The following is a 16369-nucleotide window of genomic DNA, read 5'->3' on the forward strand; positions in this document are numbered from 1 at the left end:
CCCGGAACCCCGCCAGGGGACGCGTCCCCTGGACCCCACTGTGCCCCTCCGCGGCTGGCGAGCGAGCGATTGGGGGCGACTATCTGGCGTGCCGCGCTGTCACGATGAAGATCGTGACGGCGAACATGAAAGTTCCGATCTGATCGGCGTGACGTAGCTTGCCGAGCCAGGCGTCGGCCTCTCGATGGGTGATGGAGCCGTGCGCTGCGGCGTTGGTTACGGCTCGCTGCAGCGGGAATCTGCGGTTGGCGTCGTTGAAGGTGCGGTAGACCACCGTGCGACCTTCGACATCTCTCACGTCGAAACCGGACTGTCGAAGGAGTGCCGGGAGGGTTCGCCCGACCGTGGGGTTCTGGTTGAACGTTGTCCAATGGTCCAGGACTCGCCGGGCGAGGTAATTCCAGTCGGGTGTGACAAGCGAGGTTCCCCAGTCGGGTTCCGCGGCAACGAACAGCCCGCCCGGCCGTAGGACACGGCGCACTTCCGCGACGACCTGTGCGGGGTCGGTCACATGCTGAAGAGTGCGCTCGGTTCGACAGGCAGAAATGCTGCCGTCTGCGTAGGGAAGTCGATGGGCATCGCCCATGTGCAGGACGACGTTCGGGTATCGGCTAGCGAAGCGTCGTGTCGCTAGTCCGATCATGTCTGTCGATCGGTCGAGTCCCATGGCGACGCCGGTCGGTTGCACTTGTTCGGCCATCGCGGCGACGTCTTCGCCGGTTCCGCAGCCGAGGTCAAGCACATGCATTCCGGGAGCGAGGTCGAGCTGGTCGAGGATGTGTTGCTTGAGGTTGATGAAGAAGGGCTCGGCTCGTGCCGCGTCCATGTAGCCCGGGTCGGCGGTCATCGGATGGGTAGGCATCGGTCTGTGCCTCCAGAATGTTGAAGCGTCATCGCCTGCGTCGACGTAGGTGGTGTTCAGGTCGGGGCATAGGCCTGGGCTTGGAGTCGGTACATGGCCGCGTACCGCCCAGCCTTGTCGAGCAGCTGGTCGTGGCTTCCCTGCTCGATCAGTCGACCGTCGTGCATGACCAGGATCCGGTCGGCGGCGCGGATGGTGGAGAAGCGGTGGGAGATGAGCACGACGGTGCGGCCGTGGCGAAGGTTGGCGATCGTGTCGAACAGTTGTGCCTCGGCCTCGGCGTCGAGGGATGCGGTCGGTTCGTCGAGGACGAGGAAACTGGCGCGACGAAACAGCAGCCGAGCGAGCGCGATGCGCTGCCACTGTCCACCGGACAGGTCGACCCCGCCGGTCAGCTCGGCGCCGAGAGGAGTGTCGTAGCTCGTCGGCAAGCTGCGGACGACGTCGTGGATGCCGGCTTCCTTCGCCGCGCGGGCGATGGCGAGTCGGTCTCCGATCCGGTCGACGTCGCCGATGCCGATGTTGTCAGCCGCGGTGAACCAGTAGCGGCCGAAGTCCTGGAAAGCGACCCCGATCTGATCGAGCCCACGCCCACCCATCAGCTCATACATGGGCTGGTTGTCCCATCGAACCTGTCCCGAGCACGGCGGATACAGGCCGCACAAGAGCTTGGCCAGGGTGGTCTTTCCGGACCCGTTCTGTCCGACGATCGCGACCACCTCGCCTGCCGTGATCGTGAAGCTCACCGACTCCAGGACGTTGCGTTGGATGCCGGGATAGGCGAAGCAGACGTCATCAACTTCCAGCGCGCTGAACGGCTCGACCGACCGCACCCCGGCACGCCCTGCGCCCGTCGACTCGGCGACAGGCGCGACGGACGCGGGAGCAGCGTCGGGCTGGTGGCCCCCAAGCTGCATGAACTCCTCGAGGTAGTGGGCATGTTCCATGGTCGCCGCCAGGTGGGACGCCGCCTGCTGCGCACGGTTGGCGAGCAGCACCACAGCGACGCATGCCGCCGCGGCCGCTTCCACGTCCAGCCGGCCGAGCTGGATGAGCAACAACAAGACGGCGAACACAGTGCACAGCACCACGGCGCTGACGAGGCTGCCGACCGCGGAGCGTCGGACAAACCGGCGAACCATCACCCGAATCTCGGCCAGCCGCTCGGCCCACAGCTTCGACCATCGCCGAAGCAGGTGATCGCCGAGCCCGAACGCTCGCACCTCAGCCGCGGTGCGTCGGCTGTCCAGGATGTCGGCCAAGTGTTGGCGGGTGCGGTCGTTCGGCGTGCTCCCCAGGGTGAACGTGTACATCTCCTCGCTGTTGGCCCGTCCGGACAGCCACAGCGGAATGCCGGACAGCACCGTCAGCGGCGCCAGCCATGGATCGATCACCGCCAGACCGATCACGAGGCCGCCGCTGGTGATCACGGCGGCGATCAGCTGCGGCACAGCCATCGCAATCATCAGCGGACTATCGACCCCTCGACGCCGAATCCGCTGGATCCGATCATGGAACTCCGGGGTATCGAACTCGCGCAGGCTGGCCCTCGTCGCAGCCTCCAACACGACCCGCCCCGCATACCACATGATCCGCTCAGCCAGCATCCGATGCAGCCCCACACCCGCCGCCGCCGCGAACGCGCCCGCGGCGACCACGACGACCACCGCGACAAGCAGCGACCAGAGCGGCCAGACCGTCCCACCGCCACCAGCGCCGCTGTCGGTGTCGGAGGCGATCAGGTGGGCGAGAACCTCCTGCCCGAGCACCAACGCGCCCACGATCCCGACAGCCGCAACAGCGAACAAAGCAAGCACAGCCACGAACAGCCCACGGCCAGCCGCCGCCGCCATGCGCACCGCCGCCACCAACGTGGAGAGCCGTGCCCGCTCCGACCGCGACCGCATGACGGCCTACCGCTCCGCGGCCGGTTCGTCGCTGGGTGCAGTGCCGTCCGGGGCACGCGTCGGGAACCCGAAGACCGCGACCGTCACCGGACGAGCCCCACGGGGATGGTCGGATCGCGTCGCATACCGTTCCAGCACCGCCGCGAACTCTCGTTGCAGCTCCTCCAACTCCTCCGGACTGAGGGCGGGTAGGGCGTACTCCATTTGGATGCCCGACTGCCAGCGCCGCGGGTAGCTCGACATCTCCCGCGCCCACTGCTCGATCCGCCGGAACATTGACACCCGGAACGCCGCGAGCATCGCATCGGCAGCACGCCGCTGGTCCCCGCTCAGCTCCTTCGGGTCGACATACGCCAAACCAGCGACCTCACGCCAGTACCGGATCCGCCCCTTCCCCCGCCCCGCCTCCTCGACAAACCCGTACTTCGCCAGCGTCCGCAGATGAAACGAACAGTTCGCCGGAATGTCACCGATCCGCTCCGCTACCTCGGTCGCCGTGATCGGCCCCTCCGCCCGCACCACCTCCAACACCTGCAACCGCACCGGATGCGCCAACGCCCGCATCACCTTGGGGTCCTCCAACCGACGCGCATCCTCGAGAGACATGTCTCGAAACATAGTTCTCGAGACAGTACGCGTCAAGAAGTCCCATGCCTCGTCCGGCCCCTGGACACAGGCCGAGGGCGCCCCGTTGGAACCCCGCCCGGGCGCTGCACCGGCCCCGCCAGGGGACGCGTCCCCTGGCGCCCCCGTGGCGCAGTTCCGCGCAAGGCCATCGGACGGAGCAGACCCGTTCTGAAGAAGAGCACACCGTCTCAACAGGCATCCGCATACACGAGCGACAGGTGGTGCGCACGAACGGCGACGATCCGCAGAATGGCAAACCGGCGGACGGGTTGTCCGTCCAGAACGTAGGCTCAATCGCCGTGACAGTGAAGGTATGGCTCGATGGCCACGAGTTCGATCTTCAAGACCTCGCCGACTTGCTGCCGTCCGGCGACACAAGAGTGGTCAAGGAAGGCACTGCCTTCTATCTGACATCGACCCAGATCGACAACCGGTCGGCCGACGTCCAGTTCTACGAGATCGCACAGCAACTGCTACCCACCATCAATGGACTCGGCAGGGCAAACCATGCCGGATTCCGCCCGGTCAGCCTGAGCGGCCGATACGACGACGGCGACCAGTCTCACACCGTCGTCGGTGCCGCAACTATCGAGGCCCGCGCACGGATGCATGCAGCAGGCGTCGTCACGGACAGTGCCGGAGTCCCACGGCCAGACCCTCCGCCACCAGGGCCGGCACGTGCTTCCCTTGCGGCCACCAACCCGCACGCTAGAGAGGTCTTGGCCATTCTGGGTCAGCCACAGATGCTCGGCTGGGTTGAGCTGTACAAGGTCCACGAGATCATCCGCGACAGCATTGGGAAGGCTCAGCTTCAACACCTCGCGGGAACAACGCCAACCATGCACAGCGCCTTCACGGCGTCTGCGAACCGGCCCGACGTCAGTGGCAGCCGAGCCCGACACGCCCGAATGGGCGGATCCCCACCGAAACACAGCATGACCGAAGGCGAAGGTCGGGACTTTGTCAGCCGACTCGTAACGGCATGGCTGGACTCACTCGCGCAGATGTCACGCGAGGCGGAAGCTACCGGTCAAGCTCCCGGGTGACCGCCACCTTGCTGCTTGGTGGAGAACCGCCAACGCTCATACTGCCGCTCGTCGATCCAGTCAACACCCCAAGGTGGCGGACTTACGAATGGACTTACGAAGGGACTTCGGCAATGGCCGCGTCGGATGGATTCCAGATCGCGAGCTACATATTTCAAGTCGGCGGTCTCGTACTCACGGGAGTCGGCGTAAGCCAGACGTTCCGGGGCTGGCGGACGGATGACGACAAGTTCGTACGCCCGATTTTCGCGCTGCTTGCAAGGCCAATCGAGTCGGCCGGACGCCACGTAGCAGCCCTCTGGCGTCGGATCTTCCAACGACGCAGGACCATCACGGGACACATGTCGGCTACGTTGCCCTCCCTCGAGTCTGCACTCTCACTTCGGGCGGTGATGAAGTTTCCAGGATTACCTGCCGACATCGAGACTGAAGCTGCGCTTGCGACCCTTGAAGACCGTCTCAACCGCGTCCACAGGCTGGCGCAGGACGTCGAACATCGCCTGACGCAAGAGATCAACAACCGTGCGCAGGTCCTCGCAGAGTCTCGCGCCGAGACGGCAGAACAAGTAGACCTTCTCAGACAAGCAACCCGGCAAGTCGCACTCGACGGTCTTCGCCTCGAAGCGGTCGGCCTCTTCGTCGTTGCGCTCGGACTCGCGTCCAGCGCTGTCGGGCAAGCTGTCTAAGGCTGACCCGACGCAACCGCAGGGCTTCAGCTGGCGCGATGTTCGCGTGCGTGGTCGACTGGGCCGCCGTTGGTGAGCTCGGTCATGAGGGTTCGGATGAACGCTACTGCTTGGTTTCCGTGGACGGCTTCGCGTTCGTGGCGGGCCCAGACCTCGGTGTAGGTGACGATGCCGTCCGGGTCGGTGATGGCGATCTCGCCGGTGTGGGTTTCGATGGTGACGAGGGGTTCGGCGTCGGGGAATTCGCGGAGGGTGAAGGCGTTGGTGGGCAGCGTCAGTGCTTCGGTTCCGTGGGGGACGACGCCGACGCGGACGTTGTCGAGGGTCATGACCGACAGGATGCGGTCGAGCTGCGCGAGTAAGACACGGCGCGGCCCTGGCTGCCAGCGCAGCGCGGCCTCGGTGATGATGGCGTCGAACTGTTTGGAGTCGTCGTAGAGGACGGACTGGCGGTCCACTCGCGCGGCCACGGCGGCTGCCTGGTCGCGTTCGGGGATGCCGTAGAGGGCGAACACGCGTCGGGTGTATTCGGCGGTCTGGAACAGGCCGGGGACGACCTGCGACATGTACATGGCAACGCGCGAGGCGCGCTCGTTCAGCTTGCGGTATCTGGCTTGTCGACTGGTGCGCCAGCCGCGCGCCTCGACGTATGCCTGCGCTGCGAGGTCGACGAGTTGACGTGCCGCTGCCGGTTTCACTTTGAAGGCGTGGCACCAGGCGGTCACGTCCTCGGTGGATGGCCGGGTGCGTCCGTTCTCGATCTTGCTGACCTTGCTTTGCGACCAGCCAAGGCGCTCCGCGAGCGCAACGGTGGAGATGCCTGCGTCGGCGCGCATGGCCCGAAGCGCCGACGAGAGCCGTCGACGCTTCGAGGTGGTCGAGTCGTTATCGAGCAAGGAGTCCTTCGCTCTCCATGAAGTGCTTGTAGGGAACTGCTGCCGCGACCGCGCGGTCACGGATCGCCCGGTAGTGGACGAGGCGGTCGGTGTCGTCTTCGGCGCCGAGGAACGTTCCGTCGGCGTCGTAGCGCATCAGCGCGACGGTCGCGTCGTCGAACAGCCAGAAATCGTCCGACAGGTCCGCCAGCCCGTCGTCGTGTTGGCCCCGATCGGCGATGAGGACGTGTTCGCCGGCCGCGACGTTGCCCGCGTAGCTGGCCAGCTCGTATCGGATGTAGTCGGTGAGCGGGCGGCTGACCGCGTGGACCCTCGACATGGAGCGGCCCTCGGCGACTGTCTTTTGGACGCGTTGGAGCCACGGGCTGGTCTCCACGGTGCGCGGGCTCATTGGCTCACCTGCGAGGAACTGCGCGAGCCGCTCCGTGTCCTGCGGGACGTCGTAGGCGTCCAGGGCTTCGAGCCGGAACGCGGAGCGCTCGAAGGAGTCGAAGAGGTCGCTGAGCTTCACTGGGCAGGAAGTCCCAGTGCGGCGTCGTGGAGCAGGCTGATCGGAACCTCGACGGCGGTCTCGTGGGCGGGCAGGCCGAGCCGGGCCAGAGCATCGGGGTCGGTGACGATCCCGCCCTGGATGATCGCGGTGCCGCGGTCGGTCAGGTACGCCGCGGGGCAGTCGTCGTCGGGGCAGGAGATGCCTGCGATGTGAGTGAGCTTCATGGGTCCTCCCGCGAGTGGTGTCTGTGGCACAGACGGTAGCCCGGGCTAGTCGGACTCGCAACGCCTCAGAACACAGATTCCCGACACAGCCTTGTTAGTCGCGACTAGACTTGCGTAGTCTGAGACTACGGTGCGGCGGTCGGATGCCCCGGCTCTTCCTGGCCGCCGCCCGCACCAAAGTCCACACCCCCGGTCGACGCACCCGCGGATGCCGGGGACAACTGAGCTCGCCAACTGACGGGGAAGCGTGGGATGGACGAGTACGAGCAGGCCGATGCCGAACGGCGACGACTGCTGGCTACCTACTGCCTACACTGCGGACAGCGAAGCGGCTGGTGCGTGAACGAGCAGGACGAGCCGATCCGCAACGTTCACAGACAACACAGCGACCGGTACGAGGCGGCCGGTATCAGGCGGGGCGTGCTGCGTGCGCTGCTCGTCAAAGCTGGACTCGTGTAGGCGTCTCGCCCGTACCCAGCTCCGCGCGAGACCGCCACCCCACTGGCTCAACCTCGGAGTCCTTCATCCGGACGCGAGGGACGACCGCTCAGTTGCGTGGCATGGGCAAACCAAGGGGTCGAACACCAAAAGTTCCCTCCGCAGTCACCCGACCGACCCACGGCCGGCGGTGAACCCATGCGAAAGTCGTCAGTTGGTGGGCCTGCTCTTGCTGGCGATCTGCCCACGGCTGTCCAGCAGTCCCGCATGACTGCGCAAACTGTGGCCGACGACGCCAGCAGCCTGTGCACACGCAGTTGAGTCCCGCTACGGTCGCGGCATGCAAGCCATTCCTGAGGGACTGCTGTCGGCGGTTGCTGACCGGTACGGCGTCGTGGCCGGGAGTGCCGAGGCGCTGGGCGGCGGGTCTGCATCCAAGGTCTGGCGGCTGGACTCTGTTCCGCCAGTCGTGGTGCGAGTGTCGCAGTACTACCAACTGAAGGACTTGCAGCGCTCGTGCAGGGTCGCCGACGAGTTCTCCCGCACGATCCCGGAGGCGATCCGGCCGCTCGTCGGGACCGACGGCGAGCCGGCCTTCCTCTGGGATGGACAGCCGGTCACGGTCTGGCCGTTCGTGGATGGCCTGCCCTTGGACAGGCAAGACCTCACTCAGCTTCGGCAGGCGGCTCGCCTCTTGGGGCGGCTGCACAAAGCGGCGCTGGAGTGCTCCGGCCTCGGTGATGGACAAGCCCCGGATCGCGACGACTCCGAGGCTGCGCGACTTCTCCCGGATGCTGAGTTGGATGAGTGGCTGCGATCCTGGCATGACAACCAAGCCGCCGAAGAGCAGATCGGCTGGATGCACAGAGACTTCTTTCCGGGCAACATCCTCTGCCGGCAGGGGGAGATCGTCGGCTTGGTTGATTGGGACGAAGTTGAGTGGGGGCCGCTGATCGCCGAACTGGCAATAGCGGTTTGGCAGTTCGGGAAGTCGCCACCTGGCGACACCCTCCTGCTGGATCGCGCCCTGGAGTTTCTGACCGCATACCGGCAAGCGGGTGGCCCCGTCCAACCGTCGAATTCCTTGATCCCGCTCATGCGAGAGCGTCTGCGCCGCGATATCGCGTTTTGGCGGCGGGTCAAGGCCGCCGACCCCGTTGAGGACGAGGCGAAGGTTTCAGCCTTCGTTTCTCTTCGTCGCGTCCTGTTATCCCTGTGACGCGAGGATCGGCCCGGGATAGCCAACCCGCTCGATCGGACGTCGGGGGCTCGGCACTGTCAGCTTGGGAACGGTACATCTGCGGCGCTCCGAGCCCGGTCCGCGGTGTGAGCGAGGGGGCTTAAACGGCCCGGAGTACCTCGCTTGCCCTGGGCCAATGGCCCGTTAACGGGCCGCGGTGTGAGCTTCCGGCGAGCAGTTTGGTCTACGTGAGCTGGTTACGGTTGCCTGCACTGCTGTACCTCACTGCTGTGCCGCCGCAATTGCGGTAGGGCTAGGCCGGTTGCGGTCATCCGCTCTCGGTGCGGCAAGCCCTGATGGATGAGCATGGGCCGCACACCGAAGGAAGGTGATTATGCGATGCCCATCAACTCAGAACCGTTGACCAGCATCACCGGGATTCGGTACGGCAGGACGGATCTACCCACGCTCGTGCTCGACCTGCTCGGACCCTATCCGCTGCCAGACAGGCCGTTGCCGACCGTGATCCGCGTGACCGGCCCCGGCTGGACTGAAGAGAACCGCGCAGGATACTCCGTCAGCCGCCTCGGCATCCGGTTCCTCGCGGCGGCGGGATTCCTCGCCGGGGCCATCTCTGTGCGGCTCAGCTGGCAAGCTCCCTTTCCCGCGCCGATCCACGACGTCAAGGCTGCGATCCGCTGGCTACGGGCGCATACCGACGACTACCCCATCGATCCCGATCGGATCGGCATCCTCGGCGACTCAGCCGGCGGCCACCTCGCCGCCTTGGCCGGACTCACCAGCGACAACCCCGACATCGAAGGCGACAGCGGCTCACCCGGCTACTCCAGCACTGTGCAAGCCGTCGTTGCCATCAGCGCCAACTCTGACTTCCTCAGCCTCGACAGCTGCCAATCCACCCAGCCACCGCCACAACCGCCGATTCGATTCTGTAGGGACCTCGGCGGACCCGTCGACACCCTCTCCCAGCTCTTCGGCGGCCCACTCGCCCAACGACAGGACCTCATGCGACTCGCCAGCCCGATCAACCACGTCCACCGCGACGCACCGCCGTACCTCATCGTTCACGGCACCCGTGACGAGACCGTCCCCTTCGAACAAGGCGAACACCTACACCGCGCGCTGGAACAAGCCGGTGCCACCACGACATTCATCCCCATCGAAGGCGGCTATCACAACCTCCGCGACAACCCCGACCTCCCATACGACAGCGACGTCTGGGACAACATCGGCGAGCAGACCATCGAGTTCTTTGACCATCACCTTCGCCGATAGGCGGTCCTCAGCGGGGGCTGGTCGTCACAACCGACGGAGTTCATGATCGTCCCGCGTATAACCCGTGGACTGTCAGCTTGGGAATCGGAGAGATATGACGGCTCGATCAGCGGTGTACCCGGCTGGCGAATGGCCTGGAGGTAGTCTGGGTTCGACCATGGGGCGGATGGCCGGGCCGGTACCGCAGGGGAGCCCGCGAACGGTACGGCCGACTAGCACGCCAATGGCACGACTTGGGCGACGCGGCGGGCCTACCCTACGATGTCTCGGTTCGTACATGCTCCTCGTCGTCGCCGAGCGGCTCGAACCTGACCTTTAGCACGTCGAAGGTGTTACGGACCATCCGGATGCTGTTGCCGGGCAGGTCCTGGTTGCGGTGTTCGACTCGTGCCCAGGCGATCTCGTCGGGGCAATGCACGTAGTGAAGCTGCGCCGTGGCACCTAGATGTTCGGCCAGGGAGCGCGCCGCGTCACGCTTCGTGCGGGCCCAGAATCCCATATAGACAACGACATCGATCCCGAGTTCTAGACAGCGGCACCACAGTGGCTCCATCACGGCCTCGACTCGACTCACGAGTGCGCGGAAGTCTTGGAGATGGGACTCATCTTCGTCGTACAGCTTGGCGATCCACTCGTCCGTGGTGAATCGCATGGCCGGAAGCGTTCGTTCCAACTCCTGGGCGTACGTCGTCTTGCCAGAGCCGATGTAGCCATAGATGAGATGTGCCGTGGGCATCCGCCGAGTGTAGGGCGAGGCATCCTCGTCTCTTGCCGTGTGCCAGATGATGCCCGCGTCACAACATGGATGTCAGTCGGTCCGAGAAGGCCGGGTTCTGCCCTCGGCCGGGCCGGGGCGGACCAGTCGGCGACGGTACTGTCATTCGGACCTGGCAGCCCGCGTGTCGAGCACGCCGGCCGGCGTCGGCTTGAAGCCACACGGCGAGTAGAACGATGTCATCAGCACCTCGTCGGCATCCACGTGGAGATAGCCCCGGCAATCCGCGGCGGGCTCCCGCACGAGCCGCCACCCGATCCCGCGATGACGCCACTCCGGGTGAACCGTTGTGTCGAGCAGGAAGAAGTGGATCCCACCATCCCAGGCAACGTTCACGAAGCCGACGAGCGCCGCGGGTGCGTGGGCAGTCACCCAGGTGAAGCTCTGTTCTAAGACCGACCGATAGCCATCCTTGCGCCCGTCAGGCCACGACGCCTCGAACAACCGCTGCAGCTCGTCCTCATCCAACGGTTCGCGATGCCTGAACTCGACGGACACGCCCCGCCCAGGTCCCACGGCGCCCACCTCATGATCAGCGATTCAACGAAGAGTACCGTCGTCGATGGGGGCGAGCGCGGGGTGCCGTCCTCCTCGCATGCCACTGTCCGGCCGCTGTGGCGCGCTTCAAGGGCGCCGATGGCGTCACTTCGTGATCTTCGACCCTAATGACTCGCTCCACTCCGGCCTATCGATGGCTAGTTGCGAGGACGACGGCAAGGAGTGGTCGACGGCAATCTCACGACGTTGATGCCACCTCCGTGCCCTCACCTGCAACAACGTCGGTCGCGATCTGCAAGGCCAAAATCCAACGATCCGATTTGAGGGTATATATTGACATGACCAGCCTCCTCGAGCGAGGGGACCCTCTGCTCTTCGCGACCAGAACCCCACAGTTTGATGGGACATGGTGGATGGGCCGGGCTATTGAATGAAGGTGCCCTTCATTCAATAGGTGCGGCGGTCCGGCTGGTGTCGAGGTGGCCCGTGGTGCTGGTGGGGCGAGCTCTGGCTGGGTCGGGGGCACCCTGGTCCGGACCTATGGGACGAGGGTGCCCCCGACCCAACCCGATGAGGCGCGTTCATGGCCCTAGGAGCAGCTCCTCACTGAACGTCACAGCGGGGCGCCGGATTCGGTCACTCTCCGGTACATCCGTTGCCGAATCGGTATCTCGTTCGATCGTCTGGCCGGGCTGGCGCGGCATAAGGTGACGGCCAGGCGCGCCCGGGGAGGAAGGCGGCGACCGATGGATGTGACGCGTTGGGTCCGCGGCACGGGCCGTCGGTGGTTGTTGCCGGCTGGCATCGTCGCGTTGCTGGCGGTCGCCGCGATCGGGATCGCGTCGCGCGAACAGATCGCGCTGCCGGACGACCGGCTCGACCGCAGCCAGCTCGCCGCCGCGCTCATCGTCATCCTCTGTGCCGCGGCCGCCGGCTTCGTGATCCTGTTGCTGATGAGCAAGGGCGACAAGGGCGCCAGCCGCGAACGCAAGCGGGAGAGCTTCTTCACCTCGATGCTCCGGATGGCCATCATCTTCGGCCTGATCTACGTGATCATCATCAATTGGGACCGCCTCGGCCAGCAACCGACGAAGTACGAACCGGCCGGGTCGGCGCCCACGGGTGGTCCTGGGCAGGGCCCCGATCTCCCGTTCTGGTCCTGGCCGGTCGCGATCGTCACGCTGCTGTTCATCGCCGCGATCACGGTCTTCGTCGTCCTCGCGGCCCGCCGCGCCCCCACGCCCACCGGCGTCCAGCAGCAGCGGAACGAGGCGGCCGAGCAGATCAGGGCCGTCCTCGCCGAAGGCCGCGCGATGCTCGCCGGAAGCGGCGACGCCCGCGACCGCGTGCTGCGGGCGTACGCGGCGATGGAGAACGCGCTCGCTAACGCCGGCGTCGCCAAACGCATCGCCGACACCCCGGCGGAGCTGCTCGCGCGAGCGTCCGTGGGCGACCTGTTCGGGCCGCGGGCGAGCCACGCCGCCGAACGGCTGGCCGAACTGTTCCGCGAAGCGCGCTTCTCCGAACGCCCGCTCGCCGACAGCGCACCCGACGACGCCGCGACCGCGCTGCGCAGTCTCGAGGACGACCTCGGCGAACGGGTCCCGCAACGGTGAGCCGGCTACGTGTCCTGGCCTTCGGGCTGCTCATCGCCGCGGCGGTCCTCAAGGGGGTCGCCGGGCTGCTGCTCGGCCTCACCGTCGTGCTCGCCACCGAGCTGCTCATCCTGCGGTTGCAACTGACCGATGGCCAACCAGGCAACACGAATCTGCGCTGGCCGTGGCGTCGCAAGAAGATCCGGGTGCCGTTCCCGTCGTACGAACGCATCGCCGGCGACCTGTCCTGGGCGCACTACTCGGTCCGCGACTTCGACCACGGCCTGCGCCGACGACTGCTCCGGGCGCTCGAGGTCCGCCTCAGCGACGGGAGCGGCATCGACCTCGCCAAGCAGCCCGACCGGGCGAGAGCGCTGCTCGGCGAGCACGCCTGGTCGGTCCTCCGCCCCGGAGAGCCCGCGCGCGACGACCGCGGCGAACCCGGCTACGAGCTCCGCGCGTTGGACGACGTCGTCCGTGCGATCGAGTCACTACCCAGCACCACGAGCGCCGAGAAGGAGCACCCGTGACATTCACCCCGGCGCAGACCAAGGCCCGAGCCGAGGCGGTCATCGACGAGGTCGAACGCGTCGTCGTCGGCAAGCGCGACACCGTCGAGCAGGTCCTGCTCGGCATTCTCGCCGGCGGCCACGTCCTGCTCGAAGACCTTCCCGGGTTGGGTAAAACGCTGCTCGCCCGGTCGTTCGCGCAGATCCTCGGGCTGTCGTTCTCCCGGATCCAGTTCACCCCCGACCTGCTCCCGCAGGACCTCACCGGCGCTTCGATCTACGACCAGAAGACCGGTGAGTTCTCGTTCCGCGAGGGTCCTGTCTTCACGCAGATCCTGCTCGCCGACGAGATCAACCGCACGCCGCCGAAGACCCAAGCGGCGTTGCTCGAAGCGATGGAGGAACGTCAGGTCACCGCCGACGGCGTGACGCGGAAGCTGCCGCAGCCGTTCGCCGTTCTCGCCACCGAGAACCCGATCGAGTACGAGGGCACCTACCCGCTCCCCGAAGCGCAACTGGACCGATTCCTCTTGCGGACAAGGCTCGGTTACCTCCCCGCCGATGCCGAAGCGGACATGGTCCGGCGCCGCATCGCCCGCGGCTCGGCGCCGCCCGTGCTCCGGCAGATCACCACCGCGAACGACGTCGTCGCGATGTCGGAGTCGCTGGAACAGATCGAGGTGCACGACGACCTCGTCGCGTACGTGGTCTCGATCGTCAACGCCACCAGGCATCACCCGAAGGCGATGGTCGGCGCGTCGCCGCGCGGAACGCTCGCGGTCACGCAGCTCGCCCGCGGCGCCGCTGTCCTGGCTGGCCGCGAGTACGTCACGCCCGAGGACATCAAGCGCGTCGCCGTACCAGCGCTCGGGCACCGCCTCGTCCTCCGGCCCGAGCTGTGGGTGCGCCGCGTCTCCGGCGACGACGTCGTCGCCGAGGTGCTCGCCCAGGTCCCCACGCCGCCGACCCGACCCGTGCATGCGGATGAAGCCGCTCGGGTTCGTTGAGCCGCGCTGGCGGGTGAGCCGGTTCGCACGCCGGCTCGCGACCGTCGGGCTGCTCGCCGCCGCGATCGCCGGCATGTCCGGCCGCGCGGAGCTCATCGTTCTCGCCGCTCCCTGTCTGGTGGCGCTCGTCCTCACGTTCCGCACGCCTCGGGTGGAGCGGCTCGACGTCGAGGCGCACATCGACGAGCCGCGGTGCTTCGAGGGTGACCCGATCGAGGTACGCGTTCGGGTCAGTTCGTCCGCTGTGCTTGGGGAAATCGCGCTCGAGCTGGAGGTGCCGGAGACGTTCGACGTCGAGCCGCCGATCCGGCGGACGTCGTTCCGCACGATGTCGCACGAGGCGGTGTGGGTGCTGCGGCCGCGGCGCTGGGGGCGGTGGCCGGTGGGGCCGGTGCGCATCGAGGTGCGGACCGCGACGTTCGGGCATCAGGGCATGGCGAAGATCTCGGTCGGTCAGCTCACGGTGTTCCCGCCGCCGTCGCGGGCTCGCGATGTCGCCGTTCCACCAGCGCTGCTTGCGCGCGTCGGCAGTCACGTCGCGCGCCGGGTCGGGGCGGGCGTGGAGTTCGCGGGCACTCGTCCGTACGCGCCGGGCGACCTGGCGCGGCGGATCAACTGGCCGGTGAGTACGCGGCGACGTGCCTTGTACGTCAACGAGTTCGCCGCCGAACGCGCCGCCGACGTGATCGCGGTCGTCGACACGACCGTGGACGTCGGGCCGTTCCCGACGTCGAGCCTCGACCTCGGCGTCCGTGGCGCGGCCGCCGTCGTGCAGGCGTACCTGCGTTATGCCGACCGCGTCGGGCTCGTCTCGCTCGGCGGGCGGCTTCGCTGGCTCGCGCCCGACGCCGGGACGCGGCAGTACTTCCGCATCGTCGAGACGCTGCTCGCCGCGCGCCTCGACGAGAGCGTCATCGATCCGGACATCGCGCACCTGCCGCGGCAGGCGTTGCCTCCGGGTGCGTTGGTGTTCTTCTTCAGCCCGTTGCTCGATCCGCGCGCGATGGAGGCGATTCGGGACCTGCGCGAACGTGGTCATGCCGTCGTTGTCGTGGACGTGCTCACCGTCGAGCCAGTTGGGAAGGGAGCGGCGGACGAGCTGGGGTTGCGGATCTGGCGGCTCGAACGCGAGGTGCTGCTGCATGGCCTGCGTGCGCTCGGCGTGACTTTGCTCAAGTGGGACGAGGAGTCTGGCGTCGCGCTGGACCGTGTTCGGCTCGAGCCGCTGATCCGGGTGGGCCGATGACTTCCTTGCTGGTGCAGTTGGGCACGGCGGCTTGGGGCTTGGCGTGTGTGGTGGTGACGGTGGTGCATCTGCCACCGCCGTATAACGGTTGGCTGCTCGTTCTCGGCGGGGCGGCGGCGTTGATCGCCGGCTGGCGGTCGTGGCTGTCGTTCCTGGAGCCGATCGTGGTGGTGCTGGTCGTCTCGGGCGCCGGCGTGGCGGCGATGTACTCGCGGCTGTCGATCCCGTCGGCGACGTTGATCGCGCTGCTGGTGTTCGGCTATCTGCTGGCGACGGATCTCGCTGGCACGTTGGCCGGTGCTGCCGCGTTGCGGGCTGTGGGGTTGGCCGCCTGGGTACGGGCGCAGGTGCCTTTGCTGGTGGCGAGCGGCTGCGCGACCGTCGTGATCGTGGTGACGCTGCTGCTCCCGATCGACGCCCGGGCTTGGCTCGTTCTGCTCGCCCCCGTGGCGTTGTTCGGCGCCGCGTTCCTCGCAGTTGGTCGGCGGGCTAGTCGTCGCTCTCCATGAGCTGGGGGCGGGCGGCGGCCCACAGCTCGGTGACCGCCTTGTGCCAGCCGAGAAGGTAGGCGCCACGGATCGCCGCATCCATGGCGAGTGGCTCGTTCCAGATGGCGTCGTCGCGCTCGGTGAACGTGTAGGGGAGCTTGTCCGCAAAGCTTCCGAGCCGCTCAGCGCCGCTCGTGATCAGGTCGAAGTCCTCGATCCCCGACCAGCCTCGCTCGACCTCCTTGAGCTCTTCGAGCGACGCCACCTCGAGAGCCCAGCCCTCGCCGGCCTCTCGTCCGCGCTGATACCACTCCTCGCGGTGACCTCGCAGTCGTCCAACCAGCAGGGCGGCCTTAGCCTCCGTGCTGTCCATCGCCACGGTGGGACTTTCGATCATCGTCAGCTCCTTTTCCAGGGCAGCCGCGCACACCTTCGAGGCGTTGACGCGGTCCCTGAGCCGATCCAGGCGCTCGTACAGAGCGTCCGGGATGCTGATGTTGAGTCGGGCCATCGACTCTCCTGTCCCTCGCGAGGTGGTGCCAGCGTACGTGCGATGCGCATCATGCGCAAGATGCGCATCGCAGGGTTCGCCTCAC

At 66.9% G+C, this 16369-nt stretch carries 19 protein-coding genes; 9 read left to right on the forward strand and 10 right to left on the reverse strand.

What is annotated here, in order from left to right:
- Positions 1-79: 79 nt before the first annotated feature.
- From JOD67_RS07795 to JOD67_RS07805, 3 genes are read right to left on the reverse strand one after another with little or no spacing between them, the layout of a single operon-like run.
- A complete protein-coding gene (locus JOD67_RS07795; RefSeq protein WP_205116624.1) occupies positions 80-862 on the reverse strand; it encodes a methyltransferase domain-containing protein in 783 nt (260 codons plus the stop codon).
- 56 nt (positions 863-918) lie between these two features.
- Positions 919-2769, reverse strand: coding sequence for an ABC transporter ATP-binding protein (locus JOD67_RS07800; protein ID WP_205116625.1), 1851 nt, complete (start codon positions 2767-2769; stop codon positions 919-921).
- Positions 2770-2775: 6 nt separating this feature from the next.
- Positions 2776-3375: a winged helix-turn-helix domain-containing protein gene (locus JOD67_RS07805; protein ID WP_205116626.1), complete on the reverse strand. Its 600-nt coding sequence runs from the start codon at positions 3373-3375 to the stop codon at positions 2776-2778.
- 239 nt (positions 3376-3614) lie between these two features.
- On the opposite strand from JOD67_RS07805, the gene JOD67_RS07810 reads away from it, so the two are divergent.
- Complete coding sequence (locus JOD67_RS07810) at positions 3615-4442, forward strand: hypothetical protein (protein WP_205116627.1); 828 nt, start codon at positions 3615-3617, stop codon at positions 4440-4442.
- 407 nt (positions 4443-4849) lie between these two features.
- Here the strand turns inward: JOD67_RS07810 and JOD67_RS07815 are convergent, their stop codons facing one another.
- From JOD67_RS07815 to JOD67_RS07830, 4 genes are read right to left on the reverse strand one after another with little or no spacing between them, the layout of a single operon-like run.
- A complete protein-coding gene (locus JOD67_RS07815; protein WP_205116628.1) occupies positions 4850-5119 on the reverse strand; it encodes a hypothetical protein in 270 nt (89 codons plus the stop codon).
- Between the two features lie 35 nt (positions 5120-5154).
- Positions 5155-6084 (reverse strand): helix-turn-helix domain-containing protein, encoded by a 930-nt coding sequence (locus JOD67_RS07820; protein WP_307782313.1) that lies wholly within the window; start codon positions 6082-6084, stop codon positions 5155-5157.
- Positions 6014-6535, reverse strand: a complete 522-nt coding sequence (locus JOD67_RS07825) for a DUF6879 family protein (protein WP_205116631.1) — start codon at positions 6533-6535, stop codon at positions 6014-6016. Before JOD67_RS07825 ends, JOD67_RS07820 begins: the two co-directional genes overlap by 71 nt.
- On the reverse strand, positions 6532-6741 hold the full coding sequence (locus JOD67_RS07830; protein ID WP_205116634.1) for a hypothetical protein: 210 nt from the start codon (positions 6739-6741) through the stop codon (positions 6532-6534). The genes JOD67_RS07825 and JOD67_RS07830 overlap by 4 nt, the downstream gene beginning before the upstream one ends.
- A 252-nt stretch (positions 6742-6993) precedes the next feature.
- Here JOD67_RS07830 and JOD67_RS07835 point away from each other — a divergent pair, with 252 nt between their 5' ends.
- The 3 genes from JOD67_RS07835 (at position 6994) to JOD67_RS07845 (ending at position 9655) form a co-directional block, all read left to right on the forward strand.
- Complete coding sequence (locus tag JOD67_RS07835) at positions 6994-7200, forward strand: hypothetical protein (protein WP_205116636.1); 207 nt, start codon at positions 6994-6996, stop codon at positions 7198-7200.
- A 319-nt stretch (positions 7201-7519) separates the two neighbouring features.
- Entirely contained in the window at positions 7520-8398 is an 879-nt protein-coding gene (locus tag JOD67_RS07840) for a phosphotransferase enzyme family protein (RefSeq protein ID WP_205116638.1), read from the forward strand.
- Positions 8399-8725: 327 nt separating this feature from the next.
- Entirely contained in the window at positions 8726-9655 is a 930-nt protein-coding gene (locus JOD67_RS07845; protein WP_205116640.1) for an alpha/beta hydrolase, read from the forward strand.
- A gap of 256 nt (positions 9656-9911) precedes the next feature.
- Here JOD67_RS07845 and JOD67_RS07850 read toward each other — a convergent pair whose 3' ends face one another.
- The gene (locus JOD67_RS07850) at positions 9912-10391 is read right to left on the reverse strand and encodes a P-loop nucleotide/nucleoside kinase family protein (RefSeq protein ID WP_205116642.1); all 480 of its coding nucleotides are present in this window, start codon (positions 10389-10391) and stop codon (positions 9912-9914) included.
- Between the two features lie 141 nt (positions 10392-10532).
- Positions 10533-10898, reverse strand: a complete 366-nt coding sequence (locus JOD67_RS07855; RefSeq protein WP_239553762.1) for a GNAT family N-acetyltransferase — start codon at positions 10896-10898, stop codon at positions 10533-10535.
- A gap of 776 nt (positions 10899-11674) precedes the next feature.
- On the opposite strand from JOD67_RS07855, the gene JOD67_RS07860 reads away from it, so the two are divergent.
- The 5 genes from JOD67_RS07860 to JOD67_RS07880 are packed head-to-tail and all read left to right on the forward strand — an operon-like array spanning position 11675 to position 15794.
- Positions 11675-12544, forward strand: coding sequence for a DUF4129 domain-containing protein (locus tag JOD67_RS07860; protein ID WP_205116646.1), 870 nt, complete (start codon positions 11675-11677; stop codon positions 12542-12544).
- Positions 12541-13053 (forward strand): hypothetical protein, encoded by a 513-nt coding sequence (locus JOD67_RS07865; protein ID WP_205116648.1) that lies wholly within the window; start codon positions 12541-12543, stop codon positions 13051-13053. Before JOD67_RS07860 ends, JOD67_RS07865 begins: the two co-directional genes overlap by 4 nt.
- Positions 13050-14039: an AAA family ATPase gene (locus tag JOD67_RS07870; RefSeq protein ID WP_205116650.1), complete on the forward strand. Its 990-nt coding sequence runs from the start codon at positions 13050-13052 to the stop codon at positions 14037-14039. Before JOD67_RS07865 ends, JOD67_RS07870 begins: the two co-directional genes overlap by 4 nt.
- 13 nt (positions 14040-14052) lie before the next feature.
- Positions 14053-15285: a DUF58 domain-containing protein gene (locus tag JOD67_RS07875; RefSeq protein WP_205116651.1), complete on the forward strand. Its 1233-nt coding sequence runs from the start codon at positions 14053-14055 to the stop codon at positions 15283-15285.
- A complete protein-coding gene (locus JOD67_RS07880; RefSeq protein ID WP_205116653.1) occupies positions 15282-15794 on the forward strand; it encodes a hypothetical protein in 513 nt (170 codons plus the stop codon). The genes JOD67_RS07875 and JOD67_RS07880 overlap by 4 nt, the downstream gene beginning before the upstream one ends.
- Here JOD67_RS07880 and JOD67_RS07885 read toward each other — a convergent pair.
- Positions 15775-16284 (reverse strand): hypothetical protein, encoded by a 510-nt coding sequence (locus JOD67_RS07885; RefSeq protein WP_205116655.1) that lies wholly within the window; start codon positions 16282-16284, stop codon positions 15775-15777. The two genes, JOD67_RS07880 and JOD67_RS07885, sit on opposite strands and share 20 nt — an antisense overlap.
- Positions 16285-16369 lie beyond the last annotated feature (85 nt).

Origin of the sequence: Tenggerimyces flavus (assembly GCF_016907715.1) — a bacterium.
Lineage (GTDB): Bacteria > Actinomycetota > Actinomycetes > Propionibacteriales > Actinopolymorphaceae > Tenggerimyces > Tenggerimyces flavus.

Excerpts from the sequence above, each read along its gene's own strand:
- JOD67_RS07805 (WP_205116626.1), bottom strand. The coding sequence starts at position 3,375 with ATGTCTCTCGAGGATGCGCGTCGGTTGGAGGACCCCAAGGTGATGCGG.
- JOD67_RS07840 (WP_205116638.1), top strand. The coding sequence starts at position 7,520 with ATGCAAGCCATTCCTGAGGGACTGCTGTCGGCGGTTGCTGACCGGTAC.
- JOD67_RS07850 (WP_205116642.1), bottom strand. The coding sequence starts at position 10,391 with ATGCCCACGGCACATCTCATCTATGGCTACATCGGCTCTGGCAAGACG.
- JOD67_RS07830 (WP_205116634.1), bottom strand. The coding sequence starts at position 6,741 with ATGAAGCTCACTCACATCGCAGGCATCTCCTGCCCCGACGACGACTGC.
- JOD67_RS07800 (WP_205116625.1), bottom strand. The coding sequence starts at position 2,769 with ATGCGGTCGCGGTCGGAGCGGGCACGGCTCTCCACGTTGGTGGCGGCG.
- JOD67_RS07880 (WP_205116653.1), top strand. The coding sequence starts at position 15,282 with ATGACTTCCTTGCTGGTGCAGTTGGGCACGGCGGCTTGGGGCTTGGCG.
- JOD67_RS07885 (WP_205116655.1), bottom strand. The coding sequence starts at position 16,284 with ATGGCCCGACTCAACATCAGCATCCCGGACGCTCTGTACGAGCGCCTG.
- JOD67_RS07845 (WP_205116640.1), top strand. The coding sequence starts at position 8,726 with ATGGGCCGCACACCGAAGGAAGGTGATTATGCGATGCCCATCAACTCA.
- JOD67_RS07795 (WP_205116624.1), bottom strand. The coding sequence starts at position 862 with ATGCCTACCCATCCGATGACCGCCGACCCGGGCTACATGGACGCGGCA.
- JOD67_RS07860 (WP_205116646.1), top strand. The coding sequence starts at position 11,675 with ATGGATGTGACGCGTTGGGTCCGCGGCACGGGCCGTCGGTGGTTGTTG.
- JOD67_RS07835 (WP_205116636.1), top strand. The coding sequence starts at position 6,994 with ATGGACGAGTACGAGCAGGCCGATGCCGAACGGCGACGACTGCTGGCT.